Raw genomic sequence first — 18,380 nt, 5'->3', positions numbered from 1 at the left:
TTCGTAAATTTATTAATTTAAAAGAATAAAAAAATCGACTGATTTGTTTCTATTATATTGCGCTTTGCAATTTGTTTTAAATCAATAAAACAACGCGTTTACATTGCGGTAACGTTTCTGGTGTGCGAATTTAATTTCACGGGTTAAGTCCTCTTAACCAATAGAAATTAATTCATTAAGGAATATACGATGAAACGTTCAATTATTTCTGCTGCTGTTCTGTCCGCTGTAGTTATGAGCGCTGGAGCTTTTGCTGCTGATTCTGATCAGGGTGAACTGATTATTACTGGTAAGGTAGTAGGGACCACCTGTAAATTTACAGGGGATACCACTGCGACCATTGGTATGAACCAAATTGGTGCTGACAGATTAAATGCCTTAGGTGCTGGTGGTGTTTATGAAGGATACTCAAATAAAACTACCGTGCCATTGACGGTTGAATGTACAGGAAGTAAAGCACCAAAAATTACTTTCTCCAGCTCCCAATTTGACAGCGAAAATAAATATATTACACGAAATACCGCAGCAAATAATGGTGCTGGCTTCACCGTTTACTATGGTGATGATTTTACTAAACAGGTTAACCCCGATACAGGTATTGAGTTAACTAAAACTGCGGACAATAAATATACTCTGAACTTTAGCGCACGCTACGCGAAAATTGGTACTGCCGATGTCTCCGCTGGTGATGTGGCTTCTTCGCTGACGATGACGGTTGTTACTGATTAAGATGACTATCCTGTTTGTCGGCGGCTCCGGCCGCCGATTATTTCCGCAGTAAGGATAATTATAATGAAAAAAATACTCGTGTTTTTACTGGCCGGTACAGTAATGCCTGCGTGGGGCGGCATATACATTTACGGCACCCGTGTCATTTATCCGGCACAGAAACAAGAAATCACCGTGCAGTTAATGAATGAAGGCAGTCGCAGCTCGCTGGTTCAATCCTGGATAGATGACGGAGATACCGTTCTACCACCCGAAAAAATCCACGTGCCATTTGTAATGACCCCTCCTGTGGCAAAGGTCAGCGGAGGCTCTGGTCAACAACTGAAAATTAAGCAATTGGCAAATACCCTGCCGAAAGATCGTGAAAGCCTTTTTTTTCTGAATGTGTTAGATATTCCTCCTAATTCTGCGGAATCAGAAGGTAAGAACATGATTAAATTTGCTATGCAGAATCGCATCAAATTTATATATCGCCCGCAGGGTATCGCCGGTGTAGATGAAAAAAGCTTTTCTCGCTTAAGCGTCAGAGATGTCAGCGGTGGCATTAATATCAAAAATAATTCTGCCAACTGGATTACTATTCCTGAACTAGTGGGTAATTCAAAAATAAACAGCGAGACAGTATTACTTGCTCCGTGGTCAGATAAAAAGGTCATCACCACTGCTGTCGTTAATCATTACAAGGTTACTCTTATTGATGATCACGGAAACTACTTAAGTGAAAAAATAAAAACGGAAAGATAGTCAAGGATTGATTATGTCAACGATAAATTCTATTACACTGTCAATCCTGTCGGTGTTGGCTGCTTCATCTGCATGGGCTGAAGAAGACACGTTTGATACCCACTTTATGATCGGTGGTTTGAATGGTGAGAAAATCTCTCGCTATCAAATTGATGGCGATAAGCCAATGCCCGGTATATATGAAATGGATGTTTATCTTAATAATAAGTGGCGTGGTCGGTACGATATTGATATTAAAGACGATCCCGAACTGACATGTCTGTCCTGGGCACAATTGCAGCAAATTGGTATTCGCACCGGGAACATTAAAACGGATAAACAAGAAGGCTGCGTGCCGCTGCGTGCAGCAGTGCAGGGCGGCAGTGTTAGTTATGACATTGGGGAGTTTATTCTAAATTTAAGCGTGCCTCAGGCGTATGTGATTGAATATGAACCAGGATATATGCCGCCTGAAACCTGGGATCGTGGGGTGAACGCTTTTTATACCTCTTATTACGCCAGCCAGTATTACAGTAATTATAAACACGGTGGTGATGATAAAAGCAGCTATGTGAACCTGAATAGCGGGTTGAACCTGCTGGGGTGGCAGTTGCATTCAAGTGACAACTATACGAAAGGTAACGAGGGCAACGGCAAATGGAAGAGCAACACGTTATATGTGGAACGTGGTGTGCCGTCGATTCTTGGTACATTGCGCGCCGGTGACATGTATACCGGGGCTGATATTTTTGATGCCGTACGTTTTCGTGGTGTGCGTATCTGGCGCGATATGCAAATGTTACCAAACTCAAAACAGAATTTTACCCCTGTAGTTCGTGGGATTGCCCAGAGCAACGCCCTGGTAACCATCGAACAAAATGGTTTTGTTATTTACCAGAAAGAAGTGCCACCAGGCCCATTTGCTATTGATGATCTACAACTCGCTGGCGGCGGTTCAGATTTAGATGTCAGTGTGAAAGAGGCTAACGGTTCGATATCTCATTATCTGGTGCCTTTTTCATCTGTGCCAAATATGCTGCAGTCGGGCGTATCGAAATATGATTTCGCTGCAGGGCGTAGCCATATTGAAGGGGCTGGCAATCAGTATGATTTCCTGCAAGGGAGTTATCAGTATGGTCTGAACAATCTGCTAACGGTCTATGGCGGTACAATGCTGTCGCAAAACTATTCTTCATTTGTGCTTGGGACTGGCTGGAATACACCCATTGGCGCAGTATCGGTAGACGCCACGCGATCGCATAGCAAGCAGGATAATGGTGATGTTTTTGATGGTCAGAGCTATCAGGTTGCATGGAACAAATATGTCACGCAGACCGGTACGCAGTTTGCACTTGCAGCTTATCGTTATTCCTCGCGGGATTATCGTACCTTTAATGACTACGTGTGGGCGAATAATAAAAATAACTATAATCGCGATAAAAACGATGTTTATGACATTGCGGACTACTATCAAAACGACTTTGGCCGCAAGAACAGTTTTTCACTGAATATAAATCAAGCGTTACCCGAAAACTGGGGATCCCTGGCGGTTAGCGGCCTGTGGCGCGACTATTGGCAACGCAGTGGAAATGGCAAAGATTATCAACTTAGCTACTCTAACGCCTGGCAGCGAGTTAGCTATACCGTTGCCGTGAGTCAAACGTACGATGAGGACAACCACGAGGATAAGCGTTTTAACCTGTATATCTCCATCCCGTTCTCGTGGGGGGACGGTATTTCCACTCCTCGACGCGATCTGTTCGTCTCTAATTCCACGACATTTGATAATGACGGCTTTCAGTCGAATAACACCAGCTTAAGCGGGGTGACGGGTCATCGCGATCAATTCAGCTATGGTGCCAACCTCAGTCAGCAACGACAGGGGAACGAGACAACGGCGGGCGTTAGCATGGTCTGGCGCGCGCCAGTGGCGACTGTAGGCAGTAGTTACAGCCAATCGAATAAGTATCAACAGGCCAGCGGCAATATTCAGGGGGGGATCGTGGTGTGGTCTGAGGGCGTGGCTCTGACTCCCCGGCTTTCAGATACATTCGCCATTGTTAAAGCGCCTGGGTTACAGGGTGCGGCTGTGCAAGGGCATCGTTACCTAACAACCAACAGTAAAGGTTACGCGGTTTACGACAGTCTGACGCCGTACCGTGAAAATATGCTGATGCTGGATCTTTCTGACACTAATAGCGATGTGGCATTACTGGGCAATCGAAAAGGTACAGTACCTTATCGCGGTGCGGTCGTGATGACGGAGTTTGAAACCGATCGGCGCAAACCCTGGTACTTTCTTGCCGAGCGTCCGGACGGCTCTCCGTTATCTTTCGGTTATGAAGTGGAAGATGATATCGGTAATAATGTGGGCCTGGTGGGGCAGGGTAGCCGGTTATTTATTCGCACCAACGATATTCCCGCGTCGGTACGTGTTGCAGTTAATAAACAGCAGGGACAGTTCTGTACAATTACCTTCGATAGGGTGATTGATGAGAATAAAGTCTATATTTGCCGATAAGGATGCAAGATATGAAAGGATACGTATTTTTGATATTTTTGCTGCTGTCATCCTTTGGTGCTGATGCCGGGTGTACATTTCAGACGAAAAATGGCGGGTTAACGACAATTAATCTGGATATGACATCTGGAACAGCAACAAATCAAATTAATCTCAGTTCCAGTGGCAACATAGTGTGTACAGCCAACAGTGATAGCTTATATTATACAACACCGCTCAAGGATTACATTGTTGCAATTCAGGGGGGCAGCGGCAAGAAGGTTTTAATTAATATCAATCTGACCAGCAATGATTTTCCAGTAAGTATTGGTAAGAAAACGGTTAGTGCCGGCGAAGTGCTGGATACCAAAAGTTTCACCATCTCAGCAAGATATGTAAATTCAGGGACTATTAAGCAGACAGTATCCGGTGATGCGTTTAGTCTGAGCGACCCGGCAGTAAGTATTACCTCTGATAATTCTTGTACTTCAAACTGGTTAGCTTATCTTTATTGCTGGGTTACCGGACGTTTATCGAGTAATTCAGCTTTTACACAGAATTTAAGCTTTACAGTAACGCATAAACCCACCACGTGTCAGTTTTCATTACCTCGATACGAAATTAAAATGCCAGATACCACATTAAATGAAATGCTCACGGTTAATAATACCAAATCGGGTTCTACAAATCTGGTATTGAATTGCGAAAGTATATATAACGTCACCACTAATCCCGTCACTTTTAAGGTGGTGCGCGGTGACTGGGATGAAAGCGGGAAAATACTAAAAAACACGATAGCGAATGGCGCCAAAGGGGTGGGGTTCCAGATATATAATGGCACCGCGACTTCTCCTCTAAAACAGGGGGATAATCTGATGAACAGAATGACCAAACTGGAAGCAATCAGTAATCAGTACACTTTCCCTATTACTGCGAAATATGTTCGCGTGACAGGGGAATCATTACTGCCTGGTGAAATACAAAGTAAAGTGATATTTGCAGTATCTTATGACTAATTGATTTGCGGGTATTTCACGTACTTTCTTGCTGAAAGTACGTGTTTTTTCTATTAACGATGATAAAAAATCTCGCCGTCGTAGGCTTTAATGATCTTACCGTCAGCATCGTTGATCAGCACGTACGCACCACCCATGTAGGTCCAGTGGGTACCGGCGGTAGGTGCTGGCAGGTTGCGTTGGTTCCATTGCTTAATCGCATATTCGTCAGTACGGTACAGCGGTGGGACCGTGTCACCAGGTTTAAAATGGGTAAAATCGGCGATGAAACCGCTCAACTCATACTTATCAATTCCGGTGGGAGCAGCTGTTGCGGCCGGCGCGGCCCAGACGACGCTGCTTGCAAGCAGGAGTGCACCCAGCAACATTTTATTCTTCATACCCATCCTCTTTACCTGTTCGGGTCATCAACATCAGTCGTGTATCATTCCTGGCTTATAGGGCATCTGACAAGAACTTTTTTGTGATCACGCCAGTCATTTCGTAAAAAGTGTAAATGAATGTACAGAATAGCTGCAACCTTACCCCGTAATTTCGTGGAGGGCCATGGTGCTGCGCTAATTTACATCATCAAGCGTAGGCAGTATTCTGTTACCGAAACTTGTGTTTCAACGACTCGGGGTGCCCTTCCTGGTGAAGGCTGAGAAATACCCGTACCACCTGATCTGGATAATGCCAGCGTAGGGAAGTCTGACACTGCTCGTGTCCCTTCTTCGCGCGGGCAGGAGCTGAACCATGCAGCCTGACCTGCACAGCCGCGCACTCGCGGCTCACACCTTACACCAATTTAGAACGCTTTCCCCTCTCACACACTGCATGACCAACGAGGTCGTGCAAAGCTTTACGGCCAATACGCTGCTGGCGCTGGGCGCATCACCTGCAATGGTAATCGAGCCTGAGGAAGCCAGTCAGTTCGCGTCTATTGCCAGTGCATTACTGGTTAACGTCGGCACCTTAACCCGGGAACGGGCTACGGCGATGCGTGCCGCAGTTGAGCGGGCACAACTTGCTAAAACCCCGTGGACGCTCGATCCCGTTGCCGTGGGGGCGCTGGAGTTTCGTCGTCGCTTCTGTCTGGATTTGTTGGCGCTACAGCCTGCAGCTATCCGCGGCAACGCTTCGGAAATACTGGCTCTGGCGGGTATGAACGGCGGGGGACGCGGCGTGGATACGACCAATACGGCAGCCGCTGCGCTTCCTGCAGCGCAGGCACTGGCTCGTCAGGTTGGGACCATTGTCGTAGTTACCGGCGAAATTGACTATGTCACCGATGGTCAGCGTACCGTCTGCGTGAACGGCGGTGATCCGTTGATGACGCGCGTGGTGGGCACCGGATGCGCGCTGTCGGCGGTCGTTGCGGCCAGTTGCGCCCTGCACGGTGACCGGCTTGATAACGTCGCCTCTGCCTGTAGCTGGATGAAACAGGCTGGACAAATAGCCACTCAACAATCAACCGGACCGGGCAGTTTTGTCCCGGCATTTATCGACGCCCTCTATAACCTGAACGCGCAGGAGCAACTATGAAACGGATTAACGCATTAACGATTGCCGGAACCGATCCAAGCGGTGGTGCGGGTATTCAGGCCGATTTAAAAACGTTCTCGGCGCTTGGCGCTTATGGCTGCTCGGTTATCACGGCGTTGGTGGCGCAAAATACGCGCGGGGTGCAGTCGGTGTATCGCATTGAACCTGACTTTGTCGCCGCACAACTGGATTCGGTGTTCAGTGATGTGCGTATCGACACCACTAAAATCGGTATGCTGGCGGAAACGGATATTGTTGAAGCGGTCGCCGAACGCTTGCGTCGCCATCGGGTGCAAAATGTCGTGCTGGATACCGTGATGCTGGCGAAAAGCGGCGATCCGTTGCTGTCTCCTTCGGCGGTTGAAACGCTGCGTACCCATTTGCTGCCGCAGGTTTCGATTATCACCCCAAATTTACCCGAAGCTGCGGCGCTGCTCGGGGCTCCCCATGCGCAGACTGAGCAGGAGATGTTAGAGCAGGGAAGGGCGCTGCGGGCGCTGGGTTGCGAGGCGGTGTTGATGAAAGGCGGTCATCTGGAGGATGCGCAAAGCCCCGACTGGCTCTTTACCCGTGATGGCGAGCAGCGTTTTACCGCGCCAAGGGTGATGACCAAAAATACCCACGGTACTGGCTGTACGCTATCGGCGGCGCTGGCGGCGCTGCGTCCGCGCCATGACAACTGGGCACAGACACTGCAGGAAGCTAAGTTGTGGCTTTCAGCGGCATTGGCGCAGGCCGACACCCTGGAAGTCGGTGAGGGAATTGGTCCGGTGCATCATTTCCACGCGTGGTGGTAATGAGTATACTGGCTGCAGAAACGGCTGCAGGAAAAAGATAAATGGAACAAGCGCATACCCAGCTTATCGCGCAACTGAATGAACGTATTTCCGCGGCAGATAACACGCCGCTGTATATGAAATTTGCGCAAACGGTGAAAAACGCTGTGCGCAGCGGGATTCTGGAGCATGGAAACATCCTGCCCGGCGAGCGCGATCTCAGCCAGTTGACCGGCGTTTCGCGAATTACGGTTCGTAAGGCGATGCAGGCTTTGGAAGAAGAAGGCGTCGTGACGCGCGCCCGCGGTTACGGGACGCAGATCAACAACATCTTCGAGTATTCGCTAAAAGAAGCGCGTGGTTTTTCACAGCAGGTGGTGTTGCGCGGTAAAAAACCAGATACGCTGTGGGTTAACAAGCGGATTGTGCCTTGCCCGGAAGAGGTAGCGCAGCAGCTGGCTGTTGCTATGGGGAGTGACGTCTTCTTGCTCAAGCGCATTCGCTACGTAGATGAAGATGCGGTTTCTATTGAAGAGTCATGGGTTCCTGCCCATCTAATCCATGACGTGGATGCCATCGGCGTTTCACTGTATGACTATTTTCGCAGCCAGCATATTTTCCCGCAGCGCACGCGCTCACGTGTCAGTGCCCGAATGCCTGACGCAGAGTTCCAGGCGCACATTCAAATGGACAGCAAAGTGCCGGTGCTGGTGATCAAGCAGGTAGCGCTTGACCAGCAGCAACGGCCTATTGAATACAGCATCAGCTATTGTCGAAGCGATCTATACGTGTTTGTGTGCGAGGAGTAACGCCTCGCGCGTAGGGGCGCAATCGCCCCCGCGATGCCCTACCACCCAGGACGCCACGGCGTTTCCAAGCAGTACCGCGTCAGCCAGCGACCAGCCAGACGCCAGTCCCGCCAGCATGCCGCCAGCGTGGCTGTCACCAGCGCCAATGGTATCAACGACCGCTGTCGCAAATGCCGGTATGCAACCGGAAGTTTGCGTGCTGAAATACCACGCACCGTCTTTATCGTGGCGTACCACCACCGGTGTGGCAAAACGTTGCACCCATTGTGCGCCAAAACCTTCTATATCCTGGCTTAATGCAAACCGCTCGGCGGCAATTTCCGCCTCCTGCCGATTGAGCGATACCAGTGGACGGCAGGCCATAATTCTTGCCAGTAAGGGCTCGGGAATGTCGCCGATGCGTGGGCCAAAATCGATAAACGGCGTCACTTCCTCCAGCTCTTCCAGCCAATGCACCAGCAACTCACCACACGGAGAGGCTAACTGATAGCCCGAGAGATAAACCAGGCTGTGACGTGGGATCTCCAGCTGTGCCAGCCAGTCAGCGTTCCACTGATTTTCGACGCCACTAAAGGACATAAAGGTACGTTCGCCATCCGGCTCGACCAGAGCCAGGCACCAGCCGTTATCGCCTGCGGCGTTATCGATCAGGCTGTGCAGTCCCTCTTTTGCCATCCGGTTGCGGATAATATCGGCCCACACCCCCTGACCCAGCGGTAAAGCATTACTGGCGTCGATACCTAACCGCTTGAGTGCTACGGCAATATTGAGCGCGCAGCCGCCAACGTTCACCCCTTGCTGTTTGAGTTCAATGTCACATCCGCGCCAGGGAAGGGCATACGCATCGGCAATGACATCAATCACCGCCGCACCCACCACCGTAACGGGTCGCTGTGTGCGTAACTGCGGGAGAAGTTGTTGCAGACGCGTGGTGCTCATAGTGCCTCCCGCTGCTCGCGCAGTCGCATCAATCCACTGGCGTAGCGGATAAAGTCCAGCTGATTTACCGCATCGAGCTCATGTTTCAATGCCGGATTAATCGCACTTACGCCGTGGAGCGCGCCACAAATGGCGGTTGCCATCGCCCCGATGGTGTCGGTATCGCCCCCGAGGTTCGCACACAGAATGGCGCAGCGGTTAGGATCGGTCTGCGCCAGCTCAACCATAGCGATGGCGCAAGGCACGGATTCAATGGTGCTGGTTCCGGCCCCTACAACCTGATACAACTGCTCGCAGGCAGACTCAATGCCGTCAGCGTTACGGACAATTTTCAGCGCCAGTTCAAGGCGTGCACAGAGCGATGCGCTAAAGGTAGTGATCCTTTTTTGCTGCGCATGCCGGGCAATGGCTGGCAGCGCGTCGACAATCTCTGACCATTTTCCGCCATCGATAGCGCGTGATACCGCCCATGCGATCACCACCGCGCCAGCGATAGCCAAATCCGATTTATGCGTCGGGCTGGAGGCTAATGCCACATCATCGATAAAGGCATCGAGATCGCGCGCGGGGAGCAGGCATCCCAGCGGTGAAACGCGCATTGCCGCTCCGTTGGTAACGCCGTTATTTTCTAGTTCGGCGACAGGTTTGCCGTCGCGAATGGCTTTTAGCGCAATTTTTGAGGTCGGGCCGAGCACGTTTTTATTAAAAGCATCAAAACGTTCGGCCCAGGCCAGAATATTGCGGCCAATAACGTCGGGTACAATCTCTCCGTCGCACTCAAGCAGAGCATCAGCCAGACACAGCGCCATGGAAGTGTCATCAGTGAACTCCGCCTGGTTAAAATAGCAGGCGGCATTATTCTCCGCAGGGCCGGGTAAAAAACGGTCGATCCAACCGAAATGGGCTTTAACCCGGGTTCTTGGCCACAGTTCCGACGGCATACCCATCGCATCCCCTAACGCCTGCCCATAAAGAGCACCGAGAATACGTTCTGCTTTCATTTTACTTCCCCTTGTTTCAACGCTACATCGCGATCGTCCACCTTAATGGCGGTGATTTCTTTATCTGACTCGCGAAAGAAAATCATAAACATTACGGCAATGACGGCGATCATGACCGCGCCAAATCCCCACATGCCAGCCCAGTTAAAGGTAAGGCCATTCACCGGTTCCTGATAAGCAAACATTTTTTCCATCATCACGCCGTCCAGACGATAACCGAGCAGGCTACCGAATCCCTGACAGCAGAGGGTGATAAGCCCTTGCGCCGCGGTGCGCATATGTACGGGCGCTTTTTTATCGACATAAATGTAGGCTGTGACGTAGTAGAAGTCGTAACTGACGCCGTGCAGCAGAATGCCGAGAAACAGCAGGGCGTAAGTGAAATATTCTTCCGCGCCGCCGTAAACAAAAAATCCGTAGCGGATAGCCGCAGTAATAAGACCAAGCAGCAATACCTTTTTAATGCCAAAGCGTTTGGTGAAAAACGTAGCGCCAGCATAAAGAAGATTTCAGAGAACTGGCCCAGCGTCATCCAGCCGGTGGCGTTTTTCATCCCGACTTCTGTCAGATAACCGTTGGCGAAGATGTAATAGAACGCCAGCGGCATCGCGAACAGAAAAGAGCAAAAGAAAAAGACGAGGAAGTTCTTATCCCGCAGCAGGATCAGCGCATCCAGACCCAGCATGACCTTGAAATCCATTTTGCCGGTACTTTTCGGCGGCGTATCCGGTAAAAAGAACGCAAAGACGCCCAATAGAGCGGAGCTTCCGGCAGTGATAAGCAGAGGAATATTGGTAGGGGAGATGTCACTATAGCCAAGCATTTGCGGTAAGAAACCGCAGGCCAAACCAGAGGCGATCCAGCCAATGGTCCCCATCACACGGATGCGCGGGAAATCACGTTCAACGTCACTGACGTTGGCAAAAGCGATACTGTTGGTCAGCGCAATCGTCGGCATATAGGTCAACGAATAGGCCAGTAACAGCGGGAAAAATCCGCTGAAGGTGGTTTGCTTGGCGGCGAAGTACATCAAAATAGCGCCGACGAACATCAGCACCGCCAGCACTTTTTGCGCGGAGAAAAAACGGTCAGTGACAGAACCGACCAGGATGGGCGACAGGATCGCAGCAATCGCGGTACAGGCGTAGGACCAGCCGATCTCCCCGGCGCTAAAGCCACTTTTACTCAGCCACAGCCACAGCGGTACAAACCAGGCGCCCCAGATAAACCACTCTACAAACATCATGAACGACAGCTTAACTGTAGTTTTCATCTTTAAATCCTTCATGACAGGTAAGGTACGCACTGATAGTACCATTTGATAATACCTTTAAAATACCTCTGGGGTCTAAATTTGACCGCCTTAACATTATTTGTTCCTGAATCGAGCCAGCAGAAGTTGCTGAAAAGTGCGCTAAAGATGGAAAAAAAACGCAGTCGGTACCAGGCTTATTGCTGCCCGCAACAAAGCGGGTCAGGACAATCCACATTCCGGTTTCAAATCGGAACTTACGGGAGCATAGCTATGACTGATATTGCGCAGTTGCTTGGCAAAGATGCCGACAACCTTTTACAGCATCGTTGTATGACCATTCCTTCTGACCAACTTTACCTGCCTGGACATGATTACGTCGATCGCGTGATGGTGGATAACAACCGTCCGCCAGCGGTGCTGCGTAATATGCAAACGCTGTATAACACGGGCCGACTGGCCGGGACAGGTTATCTGTCGATTCTACCGGTGGATCAGGGCGTGGAACACTCCGCGGGGGCATCGTTCGCGGCTAACCCGCTGTACTTTGATCCGAAGAATATTGTGGAACTGGCTATCGAAGCAGGGTGTAATTGCGTGGCATCGACCTATGGCGTGCTGGCTTCCGTCTCCCGTCGCTACGCGCACCGCATTCCGTTTCTTGTAAAAATTAACCACAACGAAACGCTGAGCTACCCCAATACGTTTGACCAGACGCTGTATGCCAGCGTAGAACAGGCATTCAATATGGGCGCGGTTGCGGTAGGGGCAACCATCTATTTCGGTTCAGAGGAGTCCCGTCGCCAGATTGAAGAGATTTCTGCGGCGTTCGAGCGTGCTCATGAACTGGGGATGGTCACCGTGCTGTGGGCGTATCTGCGTAACTCCGCGTTTAAAAAAGATGGCGTGGATTACCATGTTTCCGCCGATCTCACCGGGCAGGCTAACCATCTGGCAGCCACTATCGGGGCGGATATCGTTAAGCAGAAAATGGCGGAAAATAACGGCGGGTATAAAGCAGTCAACTTTGGCTACACTGACGATCGCGTTTACAGCAAGCTGACCAGCGACAACCCAATTGACCTGGTGCGTTATCAGCTGGCGAACTGCTATATGGGGCGCGCCGGATTAATTAACTCTGGCGGTGCGGCTGGCGGCGAAACCGATCTGAGCGATGCGGTACGTACGGCAGTGATTAACAAACGTGCTGGCGGCATGGGGCTGATTCTTGGACGAAAAGCATTCAAGAAAACCATGGCTGATGGCGTTAAGCTGATTAACGCCGTGCAGGATGTTTATCTGGACAGCAAAGTCACCATTGCCTGATCCCAGTTGGGGTGTCGTCGTGTTAACGCAGTAGCGGACAACCCGGCGGCAGTCTGCAACGTAGTGCTGCGGGCAGGATTTCAATATGAAATTCTTGTCCGCTAAGCGGTTCGCCATCGAGATTAAACGTAATTTCGTGCGGGGCGCGGATATCAAACCACGATGATGCGCCTTCGATGATGTTAGGGTTGTCTTCGGATTGCGTTAACGCCGAAAGCAGCCCTGGCAGCAGCTCTTCGCCGGTAAAAATACGCAGTTGCAGCAGACCATCGTTGATCAGCGCCGTCGGGCAAAGCTGTTGCCCACCACCGGCCTGACGACCATTACCGATACCAATGACCAGCGCCTTACCCTGCCAGTGAAAATCTTCCCCACGAATGTCGCAGATGTCGGGTTTGAGCGTATCCATGCGCATTAATCCGTGAATAAAGTACGATACGCCACCTAATGCGGCCTTGAGTTTTTCTGGCGTCTCGCTGGTGATGCGTGTGCCGAAGCCGCCGGTCGCCATATTGATAAAACAGGTTTTATCATTGACCTGAACCATATCGATATCAGTCGCATTTCCGGCGATAGCCAGTTTTAACGCCTTATCAAGGGCGTCGGGTATGCCTACGCTGGTTGCAAAATCATTCGCCGTTCCCAACGGTAAAATACCGAGCGCCGGGATATTGCCGCCCTGCGACTGGATCAGCGCCGTCGAGACTTCGTTAATTGTGCCGTCGCCGCCGCCGGCAATCACCGTTGCAACGCCTAACTGGCGAGCTTCATCAACGTAGCGTTGGGCGTCGCCTTTTTCCCAGGTAACGCGAACATGGATTTCCACGCCTTCATCGCGTAGCTCTGCAATGACATCACGCAGGGGGAGATTATCAGCACTTTTTCCGTTGAGGATCAGTAAACTGGCAGGGAACGCTATCATCCGTTTGCCTCACTTTTTTTCGTTTTAACAAGTGTACGCCAGGAATGGGTTTATGGCGTAAGAACTGACTGAAAGCGAAGGCGAAGAGATAAAAAAAGCCGCAGGATGCGGCTTTTCAGATTGGGTGGACGTTACTGTGGGAACCACTGATCGCTGATTTTTTGGTACGTGCCGTCAGCTTTGATTGCGGCCAGCGCGCTATTCAGTTTTTCCAGCAGGGCTTTGTTATCCGGGCGAACCGCAATGCCAAGACCAGTACCGAAGTATTGTGGGTCGGTCACTTTGTCAGTGGCTACGCCTAACTGCGGGTTGGTTTTCAGCCACTCGTTAACCACGGCGGTATCGCCAAATACGCCATCAATACGACCATTTTTCAGGTCGATAATCGCATTCTGATAGCTGTCGTAGGCCACGGTTTTCACTTCAGGGTGTTTGTCCTGCAGGTATTTCTGGTGCGTGGTGCCGTTTTCCATGCCAATGCGTTTCCCTTTCAGGTCGGCAAAGGTTTTATAGGTGTCTTTTTTCGCAATCACCAGCGCGGAGTTTGCATAGTAAGGCTGAGTAAATGCCACCTGCTTGCTACGCTCAGGCGTGATGTCCATTCCGGAAATCACCGCATCATATTTTTTGAATTTCAGCGCGGGAATCAAGCTATCAAAAGCATGATTGGTGAAAGTACAGTCAGCCTGCATTTGTTTGCACAGTGCCGTTGCCAGGTCGATGTCAAAACCGACAATTTTATTGCTTGCATCCAGTGACTCAAATGGCGGATAAGTCGCTGATACACCGAAACTAATTTTATCAGCAGCTGAGGCGCCTGCGGCGAAAGTAGCAAGTAATGCGGCCAGTACTAACTTTTTCATGGTGGAACTCCCGTCTGTCAATCTTATGATTATTTACCGTGTCTGCGGCGTGAATTAACAATGCCATTTAATGAATTTGTATGCAATAAAAATGATTAACTATTTTTATGGATATAAAAAAAGACGGACAATTTAGGTTGTTGTCCGTCTTTTTTATTTTGGCTTTATGCATATTCACCGGAGAGTGTACAACGGAAGATGAATCGTAGCCTGATAAGCGTAGCGCCATCAGACATGAAAACCGATTTAATTCCGGTGTTCAAACGCCAGAGCTTTACGTTCGATCAAGCGCATCATCAGCGTCAGCAAACCGTTGACGATCAGGTAAATCACACCCGCCGCGCCGAAAACCATGACGTCATAAGTGCGACCATACAGCAGCTGACTATAGCCCATGACTTCCATCAGCGTGATGGTGTATGCCAGTGAGGTACTTTTAAACACCAGCACCACTTCGTTGGAATACGAGGAGAGGGCGCGTTTAAAGGCGTACGGCAACAGAATCGCCAGCGTATCCTTCTTACTCATCCCCAACGCTCCACAGGACTGCCACTGGCCTTCCGGGATTGCGCGGATAGCACCGTAGAACAGTTGAGTGGTATAAGCCGCACTGTTTAACGATAGCGCAATTAAGGCGCACAGCCACGGTTCAGAGAGCAGGTGCCACAGTACCGGATACTCCTGTAGCGTCGGGAACTGCCCTGGCCCGTAGTAGATCAGGAAGATTTGCACCAGCAGCGGAGTACCGGTAAACAACGTGATATAGGCGCGAACCAACCAGACCACAATCGGCGTTTTTAGCGTCAGGATGACGGTGAAAACCAGCGCCAGCACCAGAGCAACCACGATGGAGGCGACCGTCAGCGTCAGGCTGGTATGCAGCCCTTTTAACAATTCAGGTAAATACTCAAGCATCAGCCTGGTCTCCGCTCAAATCGTGTCGCGCGCAGGTCAATGCGTTTGAGAATGTACTGACTCACCAGCGTAATCACCAGGTAAATAGCCGCCGCCACAATGTACCAGGTAAACGGCTCCTGGGTACGGGTGGCAATGCTCTTGGTTTGCAGCATCAGATCGTTCACGCTGATAAGGCTGACCAGCGCGGTATCTTTCAGCAATACCAGCCACTGGTTACCCAGTCCCGGCAGAGCGTGGCGCCACATCTGCGGCATCACCAGGCGAAAGAAGATCGCGGCTTTAGACAAACCCAACGCCTGACCTGATTCCCATTGTCCGAGTGGTACGGCCTTCAGCGCGCCACGCAGCGTTTGCGACGCGTAAGCCGCATACAGCAATGACAGCGCAATTACACCGCACAGGAACGGGCTGACGTCGAAGTTTTCGATCTGCATCTGAACCGGGATTTGTACAAACCCGAGATTGATCGTAAAGCCATCGGCCAGCGTCAGCAGCAGCTGTGAAGAGCCGAAATAGATGAACAGAACCACCAGAATTTCCGGCAGACCACGCAGGATGGTGACCAGGGCTGAGCCCGTCCATGCTACCGGACGCCATTTTACTGACTCCCAGACGGCAAAAAACATGGCGAGCGCGAGGCCAATAATCAGCGCACAAACGGCAAGGCCGACGGTCATCCCGGCGGCGCTTGCTAAAGGAAAAAATTCATTCATCAAGTATTACTTCTGGAACCATTTGTTGTAGATGGTCTCGTAAGTCCCATCTTTCTTCACTTTTTCCAGCGCAGCGTTAAATTTCTGCTGCAGCTCGGTATTGCCCTGGCGCACAGCGATGCCCAGACCCGTACCGAAGTAATCTTTATCCGTCACTTTGTCGCCAACTGCGGCCAGCTTTGGATTATCTTTCAGCCATTCGGTCACCACTGCGGTATCACCAAATACGCCGTCAATACGACCATTTTGCAGATCGAGTTTGGCATTCTGATAGCTGTCATACGGTACGGTGGTCACTTCCGGATGTTTATCCATGATGAATTTCTGGTGCGTAGTACCGTTTTGTACACCGACTTTTTTGCCTTTCAGCTGGTCAATGCCGGTGTATTTACCCTGTTGGCCAACAAACAGGGCAGAGTTGTCGTAATACGGGGTGGTGAACAGAACCTGTTTTTCACGCTCTGGCGTGATGTCCATACCGGCCATCACCGCGTCAAAACGACGGAATTTCAGGCTCGGGATCAGGCTGTCGAAGGCCTGATTGGTGAAGGTACAGGTCGCGTCAATCTCTTTACACAGCGCATTCGCCAGATCAACGTCAAACCCTACGATTTTGTTATTCGCATCAATAGATTCAAACGGAGGATAAGACGCTTCGGTGGCGAAACGGATGGTTTGGGCTGCGGTAGCGGAAAGGCTAAAACCTGCGATTAGCGCGGCAATCAGAACTTTTTTCATTGTATTGTCCCGAATCTTAGTGAGAGAGATAGTTTTTAAACGCTTCGGTTTGCGGGTTGGCAAAGCAGCTCGCATCCCCAAACTCGACGATATGACCGTTTTCCATATACACCACACGGCTGGCCGTTTTACGTGCAACTTCCACTTCGTGGGTGACGATCACCTGAGTAATGTTGGTTTCCGCCAGTTCACGAATGATGCTGACGATTTGGGCAGTAATTTCCGGATCAAGCGCTGCGGTAGGTTCATCAAACAGCAGCACCTGCGGCTCCATCATCAACGCACGGGCAATGGCCACACGCTGTTGCTGGCCACCGGAGAGATGCAGTGGGTAGCGATCGCTGTACGGCTTCAGGCGCAGACGTTCCAGCAATTTTTCGGCACGCGCCAGCGCTTGATCTTTTGTCAGACCCAGTACGCGGCAGGGCGCTTCAATCAGATTCTGCACAACCGTGAGATGCGGCCAAAGGTTGTATTGCTGGAAGACCATGCCCACGTTCTGACGCAGCTCCCGAATGGCTTTGTCTGACGGGGTCTTCGTGAAGTCGAAACGGTTACCCGCAATAGAGAGTGTGCCCGAGCGCGGCATCTCAAGCAGGTTGAGTACGCGCAGCAGCGAGCTTTTCCCGGCTCCACTTGGGCCAAGTAACACCAGTGTTTCACCCTGAGGGCAATCCAGCGTGATATCGAACAGCGCCTGATGTGCGCCGTAGAAGCAGTTAATGCCGTTTAATTGAATACTCATTGACACTCGATACTGGCAGTCTGATAGCTATTGAAGCCGCAGATACTACCTTTGACAGAATAGTTATGCAATATTTATGCGTTAAAAGTTAAATGCAAACCGCATTCTTATCTAAACATAGCACAAAATAGCGGGGCCACCAGTGGGCAAGAATAATTGTCGGCATTCTATGCAGAATGCCAGACAATTTATGGGGGTTATGATTCAGGCGGGTGAATGGGGCGGTTAGCGGTTTTCGACAGACTGGCGCAGCGTCCCGGCTGGCGCGTGTACGCTGCCGCCCAGATAGCGGACATCGTCAATTACCCAGCACTGGCCTTCGCGGATCATCAGCACTTCATCACGCCAGCTTTGGTCACCCTGTTTAAGTTCTACGCGCAGCGGAATGTTGCGTGCATCACTATTCGGAATGGTCGATGCGCTGGCGACGCTGGCACTGTCCGGTAACGTGGCGCGACTAGAGAACGGATCGCTGTTAAACAGATCGCGATGCGCGTTATCACGGCTGGCATCGTTCAGCAGTTTCGCCAGGTTGTCGCTGAGGTACGGACGAAGGGGAGTAATGTCATTGTTTCGGTGCTGAATACGGTAATCATAGAATTGTTGAGCCACGCTGTCTGGCCCGCCTTCTACGCAAGAGCCGCTACGCGTGCCGTTATCTTTGTAGGCCGGCGTTACGGTAGTACAGGCGCTGAGAAGTAGTGCACATGGAACCAGCAGAGAGAGTTTCGAGTAGCGCATAATGATTTCCTTATTAGCTTTCTACTATTAGTGTTCTACGTTGATTTACATGTCATACTTCAAGTTGCTTGTGCGTTGGCTACGTGCGTTCACCCCAGTCACATAGTTATCTATGCTCCTGGGGATTCACTCTCTTGCCGCCTTC

18 protein-coding genes, 1 pseudogene and 1 riboswitch are annotated in these 18,380 nt (G+C 50.6%); of the genes and pseudogenes, 8 read left to right on the top strand and 11 right to left on the bottom strand.

Annotated elements, in window-relative coordinates:
• Positions 1 to 189 precede the first annotated feature (189 nt).
• From yehD to B9P82_RS05140, 4 genes are all read left to right on the top strand, one after another.
• Positions 190 to 729, top strand: a complete 540-nt coding sequence (yehD, locus tag B9P82_RS05155; protein WP_101700060.1) for a fimbrial protein YehD — start codon at positions 190 to 192, stop codon at positions 727 to 729.
• 63 nt (positions 730 to 792) lie between these two features.
• On the top strand, positions 793 to 1,473 hold the full coding sequence (locus B9P82_RS05150; protein ID WP_101700059.1) for a fimbrial assembly chaperone: 681 nt from the start codon (positions 793 to 795) through the stop codon (positions 1,471 to 1,473).
• Positions 1,474 to 1,486: 13 nt separating this feature from the next.
• Entirely contained in the window at positions 1,487 to 3,973 is a 2,487-nt protein-coding gene (locus tag B9P82_RS05145) for a fimbrial biogenesis outer membrane usher protein (RefSeq protein ID WP_101700058.1), read from the top strand.
• Between the two features lie 11 nt (positions 3,974 to 3,984).
• Positions 3,985 to 4,968, top strand: a complete 984-nt coding sequence (locus B9P82_RS05140; protein ID WP_049269032.1) for a fimbrial protein — start codon at positions 3,985 to 3,987, stop codon at positions 4,966 to 4,968.
• 53 nt (positions 4,969 to 5,021) lie between these two features.
• Here B9P82_RS05140 and B9P82_RS05135 read toward each other — a convergent pair whose 3' ends face one another.
• Positions 5,022 to 5,354: an RcnB family protein gene (locus B9P82_RS05135; protein WP_019077205.1), complete on the bottom strand. Its 333-nt coding sequence runs from the start codon at positions 5,352 to 5,354 to the stop codon at positions 5,022 to 5,024.
• A 221-nt stretch (positions 5,355 to 5,575) separates the two neighbouring features.
• Positions 5,576 to 5,672, top strand: a riboswitch (TPP riboswitch).
• A 31-nt stretch (positions 5,673 to 5,703) separates the two neighbouring features.
• Here B9P82_RS05135 and thiM point away from each other — a divergent pair.
• From thiM to B9P82_RS05120, 3 genes are read left to right on the top strand one after another with little or no spacing between them, the layout of a single operon-like run.
• Positions 5,704 to 6,492 (top strand): hydroxyethylthiazole kinase, encoded by a 789-nt coding sequence (gene thiM / locus B9P82_RS05130; protein ID WP_101700057.1) that lies wholly within the window; start codon positions 5,704 to 5,706, stop codon positions 6,490 to 6,492.
• On the top strand, positions 6,489 to 7,289 hold the full coding sequence (gene thiD, locus B9P82_RS05125) for a bifunctional hydroxymethylpyrimidine kinase/phosphomethylpyrimidine kinase (RefSeq protein ID WP_101700056.1): 801 nt from the start codon (positions 6,489 to 6,491) through the stop codon (positions 7,287 to 7,289). Before thiM ends, thiD begins: the two co-directional genes overlap by 4 nt.
• A gap of 41 nt (positions 7,290 to 7,330) precedes the next feature.
• Positions 7,331 to 8,077, top strand: a complete 747-nt coding sequence (locus B9P82_RS05120) for a GntR family transcriptional regulator (RefSeq protein WP_101700055.1) — start codon at positions 7,331 to 7,333, stop codon at positions 8,075 to 8,077.
• Here B9P82_RS05120 and B9P82_RS05115 read toward each other — a convergent pair.
• From B9P82_RS05115 to B9P82_RS05105, 3 genes and pseudogenes are all read right to left on the bottom strand, one after another.
• Positions 8,051 to 9,016 carry a PfkB family carbohydrate kinase gene (locus B9P82_RS05115; protein WP_053388838.1) on the bottom strand — a complete coding sequence of 322 codons (966 nt, stop codon included), beginning with the start codon at positions 9,014 to 9,016 and terminating at the stop codon, positions 8,051 to 8,053. The genes B9P82_RS05120 and B9P82_RS05115 overlap by 27 nt on opposite strands.
• Positions 9,013 to 10,017 (bottom strand): ADP-ribosylglycohydrolase family protein, encoded by a 1,005-nt coding sequence (locus B9P82_RS05110; RefSeq protein ID WP_101700054.1) that lies wholly within the window; start codon positions 10,015 to 10,017, stop codon positions 9,013 to 9,015. The genes B9P82_RS05115 and B9P82_RS05110 overlap by 4 nt, the downstream gene beginning before the upstream one ends.
• Positions 10,014 to 11,290, bottom strand: a pseudogene (locus B9P82_RS05105) (nucleoside permease). The gene B9P82_RS05110 and the pseudogene B9P82_RS05105 overlap by 4 nt, the downstream one beginning before the upstream one ends.
• 252 nt (positions 11,291 to 11,542) lie before the next feature.
• Between B9P82_RS05105 and fbaB the strand changes: the two are divergent.
• Positions 11,543 to 12,595: a class I fructose-bisphosphate aldolase gene (gene fbaB, locus B9P82_RS05100; protein WP_016153672.1), complete on the top strand. Its 1,053-nt coding sequence runs from the start codon at positions 11,543 to 11,545 to the stop codon at positions 12,593 to 12,595.
• A 22-nt stretch (positions 12,596 to 12,617) separates the two neighbouring features.
• On the opposite strand, the gene yegS is transcribed toward fbaB, so the two are convergent.
• The 7 genes from yegS to B9P82_RS05065 all read right to left on the bottom strand — a co-directional run bounded on the left by yegS (position 12,618) and on the right by B9P82_RS05065 (position 18,235).
• Positions 12,618 to 13,517 carry a lipid kinase YegS gene (gene yegS, locus B9P82_RS05095; RefSeq protein ID WP_046275436.1) on the bottom strand — a complete coding sequence of 300 codons (900 nt, stop codon included), beginning with the start codon at positions 13,515 to 13,517 and terminating at the stop codon, positions 12,618 to 12,620.
• Between the two features lie 131 nt (positions 13,518 to 13,648).
• Entirely contained in the window at positions 13,649 to 14,380 is a 732-nt protein-coding gene (artJ, locus tag B9P82_RS05090) for an arginine ABC transporter substrate-binding protein ArtJ (RefSeq protein ID WP_016153670.1), read from the bottom strand.
• A gap of 246 nt (positions 14,381 to 14,626) precedes the next feature.
• On the bottom strand, positions 14,627 to 15,295 hold the full coding sequence (artM, locus tag B9P82_RS05085) for an arginine ABC transporter permease ArtM (protein WP_016153669.1): 669 nt from the start codon (positions 15,293 to 15,295) through the stop codon (positions 14,627 to 14,629).
• Positions 15,295 to 16,011: an arginine ABC transporter permease ArtQ gene (gene artQ / locus B9P82_RS05080; RefSeq protein ID WP_016153668.1), complete on the bottom strand. Its 717-nt coding sequence runs from the start codon at positions 16,009 to 16,011 to the stop codon at positions 15,295 to 15,297. The genes artM and artQ overlap by 1 nt, the downstream gene beginning before the upstream one ends.
• A 6-nt stretch (positions 16,012 to 16,017) precedes the next feature.
• Positions 16,018 to 16,749: an arginine ABC transporter substrate-binding protein ArtI gene (gene artI, locus B9P82_RS05075; protein ID WP_016156951.1), complete on the bottom strand. Its 732-nt coding sequence runs from the start codon at positions 16,747 to 16,749 to the stop codon at positions 16,018 to 16,020.
• Between the two features lie 16 nt (positions 16,750 to 16,765).
• Positions 16,766 to 17,494: an arginine ABC transporter ATP-binding protein ArtP gene (artP, locus tag B9P82_RS05070; RefSeq protein WP_016156950.1), complete on the bottom strand. Its 729-nt coding sequence runs from the start codon at positions 17,492 to 17,494 to the stop codon at positions 16,766 to 16,768.
• A gap of 225 nt (positions 17,495 to 17,719) precedes the next feature.
• Positions 17,720 to 18,235, bottom strand: coding sequence for a lipoprotein (locus B9P82_RS05065; protein ID WP_019077200.1), 516 nt, complete (start codon positions 18,233 to 18,235; stop codon positions 17,720 to 17,722).
• Positions 18,236 to 18,380: the final 145 nt, after the last annotated feature.

It is taken from the genome of Citrobacter sp. L55, from assembly GCF_002850715.1.
Taxonomy (GTDB): Bacteria; Pseudomonadota; Gammaproteobacteria; order Enterobacterales; family Enterobacteriaceae; genus Citrobacter; species Citrobacter braakii.
This window is presented reverse-complemented; position numbering and strand designations above follow the sequence as displayed.

What these genes read in the sequence shown, in the direction of transcription:
- yehD (WP_101700060.1), top strand. Translation starts at nt 190, where the DNA reads ATGAAACGTTCAATTATTTCTGCTGCTGTTCTGTCCGCTGTAGTTATG.
- B9P82_RS05150 (WP_101700059.1), top strand. Translation starts at nt 793, where the DNA reads ATGAAAAAAATACTCGTGTTTTTACTGGCCGGTACAGTAATGCCTGCG.
- B9P82_RS05145 (WP_101700058.1), top strand. Translation starts at nt 1,487, where the DNA reads ATGTCAACGATAAATTCTATTACACTGTCAATCCTGTCGGTGTTGGCT.
- B9P82_RS05140 (WP_049269032.1), top strand. Translation starts at nt 3,985, where the DNA reads ATGAAAGGATACGTATTTTTGATATTTTTGCTGCTGTCATCCTTTGGT.
- B9P82_RS05135 (WP_019077205.1), bottom strand. Translation starts at nt 5,354, where the DNA reads ATGGGTATGAAGAATAAAATGTTGCTGGGTGCACTCCTGCTTGCAAGC.
- thiM (WP_101700057.1), top strand. Translation starts at nt 5,704, where the DNA reads ATGCAGCCTGACCTGCACAGCCGCGCACTCGCGGCTCACACCTTACAC.
- thiD (WP_101700056.1), top strand. Translation starts at nt 6,489, where the DNA reads ATGAAACGGATTAACGCATTAACGATTGCCGGAACCGATCCAAGCGGT.
- B9P82_RS05120 (WP_101700055.1), top strand. Translation starts at nt 7,331, where the DNA reads ATGGAACAAGCGCATACCCAGCTTATCGCGCAACTGAATGAACGTATT.
- B9P82_RS05115 (WP_053388838.1), bottom strand. Translation starts at nt 9,016, where the DNA reads ATGAGCACCACGCGTCTGCAACAACTTCTCCCGCAGTTACGCACACAG.
- B9P82_RS05110 (WP_101700054.1), bottom strand. Translation starts at nt 10,017, where the DNA reads ATGAAAGCAGAACGTATTCTCGGTGCTCTTTATGGGCAGGCGTTAGGG.
- fbaB (WP_016153672.1), top strand. Translation starts at nt 11,543, where the DNA reads ATGACTGATATTGCGCAGTTGCTTGGCAAAGATGCCGACAACCTTTTA.
- yegS (WP_046275436.1), bottom strand. Translation starts at nt 13,517, where the DNA reads ATGATAGCGTTCCCTGCCAGTTTACTGATCCTCAACGGAAAAAGTGCT.
- artJ (WP_016153670.1), bottom strand. Translation starts at nt 14,380, where the DNA reads ATGAAAAAGTTAGTACTGGCCGCATTACTTGCTACTTTCGCCGCAGGC.
- artM (WP_016153669.1), bottom strand. Translation starts at nt 15,295, where the DNA reads ATGCTTGAGTATTTACCTGAATTGTTAAAAGGGCTGCATACCAGCCTG.
- artQ (WP_016153668.1), bottom strand. Translation starts at nt 16,011, where the DNA reads ATGAATGAATTTTTTCCTTTAGCAAGCGCCGCCGGGATGACCGTCGGC.
- artI (WP_016156951.1), bottom strand. Translation starts at nt 16,749, where the DNA reads ATGAAAAAAGTTCTGATTGCCGCGCTAATCGCAGGTTTTAGCCTTTCC.
- artP (WP_016156950.1), bottom strand. Translation starts at nt 17,494, where the DNA reads ATGAGTATTCAATTAAACGGCATTAACTGCTTCTACGGCGCACATCAG.
- B9P82_RS05065 (WP_019077200.1), bottom strand. Translation starts at nt 18,235, where the DNA reads ATGCGCTACTCGAAACTCTCTCTGCTGGTTCCATGTGCACTACTTCTC.